The 7,158-nt window shown below is 55.5% G+C and carries 4 protein-coding genes and 1 other RNA gene (1 of these 5 cut by a window edge); 1 reads left to right on the top strand and 4 read right to left on the bottom strand.

The features are described 5' to 3' along the window. Positions 1–73: non-coding RNA, RtT sRNA (locus tag NAZ64_RS00435), on the top strand; it begins 151 nt to the left of the window's first position. 210 nt (positions 74–283) lie between these two features. On the opposite strand, the gene narI is transcribed toward NAZ64_RS00435, so the two are convergent. The 4 genes from narI to NAZ64_RS00415 are packed head-to-tail and all read right to left on the bottom strand — an operon-like array spanning position 284 to position 6,943. Then, positions 284–961, bottom strand: a complete 678-nt coding sequence (gene narI / locus NAZ64_RS00430; RefSeq protein WP_079813002.1) for a respiratory nitrate reductase subunit gamma — start codon at positions 959–961, stop codon at positions 284–286. Further along, the gene (narJ, locus tag NAZ64_RS00425; RefSeq protein ID WP_483640840.1) at positions 961–1,671 is read right to left on the bottom strand and encodes a nitrate reductase molybdenum cofactor assembly chaperone; all 711 of its coding nucleotides are present in this window, start codon (positions 1,669–1,671) and stop codon (positions 961–963) included. Before narJ ends, narI begins: the two co-directional genes overlap by 1 nt. Beyond that, on the bottom strand, positions 1,668–3,203 hold the full coding sequence (narH, locus tag NAZ64_RS00420) for a nitrate reductase subunit beta (protein WP_000702628.1): 1,536 nt from the start codon (positions 3,201–3,203) through the stop codon (positions 1,668–1,670). Before narH ends, narJ begins: the two co-directional genes overlap by 4 nt. Then, complete coding sequence (locus NAZ64_RS00415; protein ID WP_024797700.1) at positions 3,200–6,943, bottom strand: nitrate reductase subunit alpha; 3,744 nt, start codon at positions 6,941–6,943, stop codon at positions 3,200–3,202. The genes narH and NAZ64_RS00415 overlap by 4 nt, the downstream gene beginning before the upstream one ends. Between the last annotated feature and the right edge of the window lie 215 nt (positions 6,944–7,158).

The raw sequence follows: 7,158 nt of genomic DNA, 5'->3' as shown, positions 1-7,158 counted from the left end.
GAGAAAGCGTTGCCAACGGCAACGACCCGAAGGGCGAAGCGCGCAGCGCTGAGTCATCCTTCCCCCACCACCATCACCTCCCAGTCGCACTTCAGCAAGATCAAACCTTAATGTCCTATATTCTGCCCTCGATACTTGCCCGCAATATGCCTGATGCACTGCGCTTATCAGGCCTACAGGAGAGTTGACGCCTGCGTAGGCCGGATAAGGCATTTATGCCGCACTCCGGCAAACAGCCATAAAAAAACTCCGCCGAAGCGGAGTTTAGGGCATCGAGAGAAAATCAGTGACGTGCACGAACAATCTGGTATTTGCGGGTCAGGTACTCGACCGGCACGCTCCAGATATGCACCAGGCGCGAGAATGGGAATAACAGGAACAGCGTCATCCCCAGTACCAGGTGCATACGGAAGATAAAGGCTACACCGTCCAGATGTGCGGATGCGCCACCGTGGAAGGTCACAACTGACTGCGCCCACCCGACCAGCTTCATCATTTCACTCCCGTCCATATGCTGGGCGGAGAACGGAATGGTCAGCAGACCCAGCGCGCACTGAATCACCAGCAATGAGAGAATCAAAATATCTGCGCCGGTAGTGGTGGCGCGGACACGTGGGCTAAACAGGCGACGCTTGAGCAGTAAAATACCGCCAACCAGTGTCAGCACGCCGCAGGCGCCGCCGGCAATCATCGCCATCTTCTGTTTCACGTCGACCGGCAGAAAAGCTTCATACATCCAGTGCGGCGTTAACATGCCCAGGAAGTGACCGACGAAAATACCCAGAATCCCAATATGGAACAGGTTTGACGCCAGGTTCATTCCTTTGCGATCCAGCATCTGGCTGGAAGCCGCCCGCCAGGTGTACTGGCCGTAGTCGTAACGTAACCAGCTACCGATCAGAAATACCGATCCGGCAATGTACGGGTAGATATCAAAGAAGAACATATTCAGGAAGTGCATTAGTGCTGTCCTCCGGTGGTGATATTCAGATATTGCGGCGCCACGGCCCCGGCAAAACGACGCTGGTGAGCGGAGATTTCCGACTCGCCACACCCCTGATCGGCGAAGAATTTCACCTGTTCTTCTTCCCAGACCGCATCCAACGCCTGTGGGGTATCATCACGTGCTTCATTCACAATTTTTTCAGCCACTTTATCGCTGTCGATAACGGTATTCGCCAGTTTTAACAGCAGATCGAACAGCACCGCATAACGGCTGTCACGCTGTTGCAAACGTGCGCTGAGCAGCGCCAGAATCGGCGCGATATCCTGTACCCCCCCTAACGCTTCGCTTTTCGGCAACTGCGCAAGGTATTCCAGATACAGCGGCAGATGATCGGGAAGTTCGCGGCTGTCGAGCTGCAAACCGTGCTGCTCATACTGTGCCATCAGGTCAACCATCGCCTGACCGCGATCGCGGGACTCCCCGTGAACATGTTCAAACAGCAGCAGTGATGTGGCGCGACCACGGTCAAACAGTTCGCTATAAGCGGCCTGTACATCCAGCATGTCCTGCGCGGTTAAATCACGCAGGAAAACGCCCAGAGTCTGGGCATCCTCTTTATCCAGGTTCTCAGATGACGCGAGCGCATCGAACAACTCCTGCTGATGCTGCCACAGGGCAGCATCCGGGTACTCGAGCAGACGCGAAACAATGACGAGTTCAATCATGCGTGCGGCTCCGTTTTGCTGGTCACATCAACAGCGTCGATGCGGCGGCTGTTGAACAGATTGAATTTGGTATCAGACCCGTGGCAACCATCGCCGAAGGTAAAGCCACAACCGTTTTTCTCCGGGAATGCGTCACGCGCCAGTTCACGATGGCTGCTCGGTACCACAAAGCGATCTTCATAGTTGGCAATCGCCAGATAACGATACATTTCCTGCGCCTGGGCTTCGCTTAAACCCACCTCTTCCAGAGCGCGGGTATCCACTTTACCGTCTACGGTTTCCGCACGTTTGTAGTGACGCATCGCCAGCATCCGTTTCAGCGCCAACAGTACCGGCTGAGTGTCGCCAGCGGTCAACAGGTTCGCCAGGTACTGCACCGGGATACGCAGACTGTCTACATCCGGCAGAATACCGTTGCTGCCCAGTTCACCCGCGTCGGCGGCAGACTGAATCGGTGACAAAGGCGGCACGTACCAGACCATCGGCAGCGTGCGGTATTCCGGATGCAGCGGCAGCGCCAGCTTCCAGTCCATCGCCATTTTGTACACTGGCGATTGCTGCGCCGCATCGATCACACTCTGCGGCACGCCGTCCTTCAGCGCCTGTTCAATGACAGCCGGATCGTTCGGATCGAGGAACACGTCCAGTTGACGCTGATACAGATCTTTTTCGTTTTCCGTACTGGCGGCGCTTTCAATGGCATCGGCGTCATACAGCAGTACGCCAAGATAACGGATACGGCCCACGCAGGTTTCCGAGCAAACAGTCGGCTGACCGGCTTCGATACGCGGGTAGCAGAAGATGCACTTCTCGGACTTGCCGCTCTTCCAGTTGAAGTAAATCTTCTTGTACGGGCAGCCGGTGATACACATCCGCCAGCCGCGGCACTTGTCCTGGTCGATCAGCACGATGCCATCTTCTTCACGCTTGTAGATAGCACCGCTCGGGCAGGTCGCCACGCACGCCGGGTTGAGACAGTGCTCGCACAGGCGCGGCAGATACATCATGAAGGTGTTTTCGAACTGGCCGTACATCGCCTTCTGCATGTTTTCGAAGTTCTGGTCTTTGGCGCGTTTTTCGAACTCGCCGCCCAGAATCTCTTCCCAGTTTGGCCCGCTGGTAATTTTGTCCATCCGCTGGCCGGTAATCAGCGAGCGCGGACGCGCGATTGGCTGATGTTTGCTTTCCGGCGCGGTATGCAGGTTCTGGTAGTCGTAATCAAACGGCTCGTAGTAGTCGTCAATGCCCGGCAGATGCGGGTTAGCGAAGATTTTACCCAGCAGCAGCGCCCGGTTGCCCATGCGCGGCTGTAGTTTGCCGTTGATTTTGCGGATCCAGCCGCCTTTCCATTTTTCCTGATTTTCCCAGTCATTCGGAAAACCAACGCCAGGCTTACTTTCTACGTTGTTGAACCAGGCGTATTCCATACCTTCGCGACTAGTCCAGACGTTTTTACAGGTGACTGAACAGGTATGACAGCCGATGCACTTATCGAGATTCAGCACCATGCCGACTTGTGAACGAATTTTCATTTTACGCTCTCCTGTACCTGGTCATTGCCTTCGCCATCCAACCAGTTAATGTTCTTCATCTTACGTACCACCACAAACTCATCGCGGTTGGAGCCGACGGTACCGTAGTAGTTAAAGCCGTAGGCTAACTGCGCATAGCCGCCGATCATATGGGTCGGTTTCGGCGTAATGCGCGTCACCGAGTTATGAATACCGCCGCGCTGCTGGGTAATTTCCGACCCCGGCAGGTTTACGATACGTTCCTGCGCGTGGTACATCATGGTCATGCCCGCCGGTACACGCTGGCTGACCACTGCGCGTGCGGTCAATGCGCCGTTGCTGTTGAAGACTTCGATCCAGTCGTTATCTTCAATGCCCAGATCTTTGGCGTCGGTTTCGCTCATCCACACAATCGGGCCGCCACGCGACAAGGTCAACATCAACAGGTTATCGCTGTAGGTCGAGTGGATGCCCCATTTCTGGTGCGGCGTCAGGAAGTTGAGCGCCTTCTCCGGATTACCGTTGGATTTACGCCCCATCACCGCTTTCACCGAGCGGGTGTCGATCGGTGGGCGATACACCAGCAGACTTTCGCCGAAGTCGCGCATCCACTGGTGATCCTGATACAACTGTTGGCGACCAGACAGCGTACGCCACGGGATCAGCTCGTGAACGTTGGTATAACCGGCGTTATAAGAAACGTGCTCATCCTCCAGACCAGACCAGGTCGGGCTGGAGATAATTTTGCGCGGCTGGGCCTGAATATCGCGGAAGCGGATTTTCTCTTCTTCTTTATTGGTTGCCAGATGCGTATGGTCGCGACCGGTAAACTCGCTCAGCGCCGCCCAGGCTTTCACCGCCACCTGACCGTTGGTTTCCGGCGCTAACGTCAGGATCATCTCTGCCGCGTCAATCGCCGTGTTGAGCATCGGCTGGCCTTTCGCCGGACCGTCCGCTTTGGTGTAATTGAGCTTACGCAGCAAGTCCATTTCGCTCTGCGTGTTCCAGGCAATCCCTTTCCCGCCGTTGCCGATTTTCTCCATCAGCGGGCCGATAGAGGTAAAGCGTTCGTAAGTCGCCGGATAATCGCGCTCGACGGTCATGATGTGCGGCGCGGTTTTCCCTGGAATCAGATCGCATTCGCCTTTTTTCCAGTCTTTCACGTCCAGCGGCTGCGCCAGTTCAGCGGCAGAATCGTGCTGGATCGGCAGCGTCACGACGTCAGTCTCTTTACCCAAGTGGCCTATACAGACTTCGGAGAATTTCTTCGCAATGCCTTTGTAGATTTCCCAGTCGCTTTTCGATTCCCAGGCCGGATCTACGGCGGCAGACAGCGGATGAATAAACGGATGCATATCCGAGGTATTCATATCGTCTTTTTCATACCAGGTCGCCGTCGGCAGTACGATATCGGAGTACAGGCAGGTGCTCGACAGGCGGAAGTCCAGCGTCACCACCAGATCCAGTTTGCCGTCCAGGCCATTGTCACGCCACTCCACTTCTTCCGGCTTCACACCGCCCTGTTTACCTAGATCCAGCCCCTGAATACCATGCTCAGTACCCAGCAGATACTTCAGCATGTACTCATGGCCTTTACCGGAAGACCCAAGCAGGTTAGAACGCCAGATGAACAGGTTACGCGGGTGGTTTTTACCGTTTTCCGGCTGCTCGGCGGCAAAGCGAATCGAACCCTCTTTCAGGGATTTGACGGTATAGTCTACCGGCGTCATACCGGCTTTTTCCGCTTCACGCGCAATATACAGCGGGTTAGTGCCTAACTGCGGCGCCGACGGCAACCAGCCCATACGCTCGGCGCGCACATTGAAGTCAATCAGATGACCGCTATAGCGGGATTTGTCCGCCATCGGCGACAGTAATTCCTCGGCGGTCACCGTCTCGTAGCGCCACTGGCTGGAGTGGTTATAGAAGTAAGAGGTGCTATTCATGTGACGCGCCGGACGCTGCCAGTCAAGGGCAAACGCCAGCGGCTGCCAGCCGGTCTGCGGACGCAGTTTTTCCTGGCCGACGTAGTGCGCCCAGCCGCCGCCGCTCTGACCAACGCAACCACAGAACACCAACATATTAATCAGCCCGCGATAGTTCATATCGAGGTGATACCAGTGGTTCAGACCGGCGCCAACGATAATCATTGAACGCCCGTGCGTTTTGTCCGCGTTATCGGCGAACTCCCGTGCGATACGGATGATCTGCGCCCGCGGCACGCCAGTGATCTGCTCGGCCCATGCTGGCGTATACGCTTTGGTATCATCATAACTGGCGGCACAATTTTCATCGTTGAGGCCGCGTTCCAGACCATAGTTCGCCATAGTCAGGTCATACACGGTGGTGACCAGCGCGGTAGAACCATCGGCCAGTTGCAGACGTTTAACCGGCAATTTGTGCAGCAGGACGTTATCCAGCGCCACATGATTAAAGTACTCTGAACCTTCGCCGCCGAAATACGGGAAGCCCACGTCAGCAATCTCATCCTGGCTGCCCAGCAAGCTGAGCTGCAATTCAGTTTCTGCACCGGTAGTCCCGTCGCGCTGCTCGAGGTTCCATTTGCCTTTTTCGCCCCAGCGGAAACCAATTGAACCGTTTGGCGCCACCATTTCACCGTTGCTGTTGATAGCGACGGTTTTCCATTCCGGGTTATTTTCCTGCCCCAGCGAATCAACGAGATCGGCAGCGCGCAGCATACGACCTGCGGCATAATAACCATCACGCTCTTCAAGCATCACCAGCATTGGCATGTCGGTATAGCGGCGGACATAATCGGTGAAGTACTGGCGCGGGTTGTCGAGGTGGAATTCGCGCAGCATGACGTGGCCCATCGCCAGCGCCATCGCCGCATCGGTCCCCTGCTTCGGCGCCAGCCACAGATCGCACAGTTTGGCGATTTCGGCATAGTCCGGCGTCACCGCGACGGTTTTGGTGCCTTTGTAACGTACTTCGGTAAAGAAGTGGGCATCCGGCGTACGGGTTTGCGGCACGTTAGAGCCCCAGGCGATAATATAGCTGGAGTTGTACCAGTCAGCGGATTCCGGCACGTCGGTCTGCTCGCCCCAGGTTTGCGGGGAGGCTGGCGGCAGGTCGCAGTACCAGTCGTAAAAGCTCAGGCAGGTACCGCCAATCAGCGAAAGATAACGTGCGCCGGAAGCGTAGGAGACCATCGACATCGCCGGAATGGGTGAGAAGCCCGCGACGCGGTCAGGGCCATAGGTTTTCACGGTGTACACGTTGGAAGCGGCGATCAGCTCGTTCACTTCCTGCCATGAGGAGCGAACAAAGCCGCCACGACCACGCGCCTGTTTGAAGCTTTTGGCTTTATCGGCATCTTCAATGATGGAGGCCCATGCCTCTACCGGATCGCGATGCAGTTTTTTCGCCTCGCGCCACATCTTCATCAGACGTTTGCGCATCAGCGGATATTTCAGTCGGTTAGCGCTGTAGAGATACCAGGAGTAGCTTGCGCCGCGCGGGCAGCCGCGAGGTTCATGGTTTGGCATATCAGGACGGGTGCGCGGGTAATCGGTTTGCTGTGTTTCCCAGGTCACCAGACCATTTTTGACATAAATTTTCCAGCTACAAGAACCGGTGCAGTTCACCCCATGGGTTGAGCGCACAATTTTGTCATGCTGCCAACGTTGGCGGTATCCGTCCTCCCAGTCCCGGTTTGTTTCGAGAAGCTGGCCGTGCCCATCGGCAAAGGTTTCGCCCTTCTGCTTGAAGTAGCGAAACCGGTCCAGGAATTTACTCATCGGGTTTCTCCTGTGTGGAACCTTACGGCTCTCTGATAAATCGACATTGCTTAACTAAGGGCGAAGGTAACGCGCTGAATGGGCGTGAGAATTGATAACGATCAAGGCGGACAGGGATGCAAATGGCGCGCAAACCTTCTGCATACTCCTTTTGGAGGAGGAGTTTTATTTATATATATTGCTGATTTAATTACATAAAATTAAATTTACGCACG

The sequence above is a fragment of the Salmonella sp. A1325 genome (genome assembly GCF_056991255.1).
Note: the sequence above shows the minus strand (reverse complement) of the source record. Positions and strands in the feature narration are given on the sequence as shown.